This window comes from Streptomyces sp. NPDC091371 (assembly GCF_040684275.1).
Lineage (GTDB): Bacteria > Actinomycetota > Actinomycetes > Streptomycetales > Streptomycetaceae > Streptomyces.
This window is the reverse complement of record NZ_JBFBFP010000118.1, coordinates 1-1,331: the sequence shown is the minus strand read 5'-3', so window position 1 is coordinate 1,331 and position 1,331 is coordinate 1. Positions and strand designations below refer to the sequence as shown.

General features: G+C 68.7%; 1 protein-coding gene. It reads left to right on the top strand.

Going from position 1 to position 1,331, the window contains the following annotated elements:
* Positions 1 to 71: 71 nt before the first annotated feature.
* The gene (locus AB0O21_RS40450; protein ID WP_365181028.1) at positions 72 to 1,277 is read left to right on the top strand and encodes an IS701 family transposase; all 1,206 of its coding nucleotides are present in this window, start codon (positions 72 to 74) and stop codon (positions 1,275 to 1,277) included.
* The last annotated feature ends 54 nt before the right edge of the window (positions 1,278 to 1,331 follow it).

Sequence of the window (1,331 nt, the reverse complement as noted above, 5' to 3'; positions counted from 1 at the left end):
AAGGTCGTCCCGGGGCGGGGAAGCCTCTGGTCGTGATCACAGAACAGGCGGGCGAGACCTGGGACCGCGACCTGGACCACCTCTTCACCACCATCGGGCACCACTTTGGCCGCGTCGAACCACGCCGCCGCATGCGGGACTACGTGCGCGCACTACTCGGCCCGGTGGCCCGAAAGAACAGCTGGCAACTTGCCGAACACGCCGGCCACGCCACCCCCGACGCACTGCAGCACCTGCTTTCCCGAGCTCGCTGGAACCCCGACGGCATCCGAGACGACCTGCAGGCCTACGTCGCCGAACACCTCGGCCGCCCCAACGGGGTGCTGATCATCGATGACACCGGCTTCCTGAAGAAGGGCACCACCTCCGCCGGAGTCCAAAGGCAGTACTCTGGCACCGCCGGCCGCACCGAAAACTGCCAGATCGGCGTCTTCGCCGCCTACGCCAGCACGGCCGGCCGCGCTCTCGTGGACCGCGAGCTCTACCTGCCCACGTCCTGGACCGACGACCGCGACCGCTGCCGCGCCGCCAAGGTCCCCGATCAGCGGGAGTTCGCCACCAAGAACACCCTCGCGGCAACGATCGTCCACAGGGCGCTCGCCTCCCCGCTGCCGATCGCCTGGGTCACGGCGGACGCCGCTTACGGACAAGACAACCGCTTTCGCCGGATGCTGGAAACTTCCGGCGTCGGCTACGTCCTGGCCGTCCCCAGGTCTCAGTTCTCCCTGGCAGGACCACGCATCGACAGGGCCTTCGAACAGGCCCCCGACCAGGCATGGGAACGCCGTTCCTGCGGCGCGGGCGCGAAGGGACAACGCGAGTACGACTGGGCGGGGGTTCAGTTGCGACCGGTGGACGAATACGACCACCAAGACGGCGTGTTGATCCGCCGGCGGTGGGCACTGGCACGGCGCAGCCTGAGCCGGCCGGACGAGATCGCCTACTACCTCGCCTACGCGCCGCTGGACGTCACCGTGGACGAACTGGTCCGCGTCGCGGGCGCCCGGTGGGCGATCGAGGAGTGTTTCCAGGCCGCGAAGAACGAGTGCGGCCTGGACGAGTACGAGGTTCGCCGCTACGTCGGCTGGTACCGGCACATCACCCTGGCCATGCTCGCCCACGCCTTCCTCGCGGCGATGAGCGCGCGAGCAGCTGAAAAGGGGGATCCGCCGGTGAGGATGCCGTGGTCATCGAGCTCACTGTGGCAGAAGTGCGGCGACTCCTGGCAGCTCATGCACCCCGAGATCCCCGCACCCACACCCACACCCACGCGCTGAGCTGGTCGCACTGGCGCCGACGACGCCAAGCAGTGGCCCGACGCTGCCACTACC